This window comes from Neisseria sp. P0014.S009 (assembly GCF_051958155.1).
GTDB lineage: Bacteria > Pseudomonadota > Gammaproteobacteria > Burkholderiales > Neisseriaceae > Neisseria > Neisseria flavescens_C.
On sequence record NZ_JBQCVS010000299.1, the window covers coordinates 1 to 232 of the forward strand.

Sequence of the window (232 nt, forward strand, 5' to 3'; positions counted from 1 at the left end):
TACCACCGTCAATATCTGGTTTGCCTTTGTGAAATACCTCGTTCCCTTGGTCATTCTGCTGATTTTCATCAGCAAACTGTTCTAATAAACAAACATATAAAAAGGCCGTCTGAAAAATTAAGACGGCCTTTATTTTGACTAAGCTTTATTCAGCCCAGTTTTTCTTCTTACTGGTTTTACCTATACCGGGGGTGAAGCTGTTGGTCGGGTCAAGTTTTTTATAGAACTGTTT

General features: G+C 38.4%; 1 protein-coding gene. It reads right to left on the reverse strand.

What is annotated here, in order from left to right:
- Positions 1-145: 145 nt before the first annotated feature.
- A partial coding sequence (locus ACTHS4_RS12720; RefSeq protein WP_440366067.1) for a hypothetical protein occupies positions 146-232 on the reverse strand: 87 nt, incomplete at its 5' end.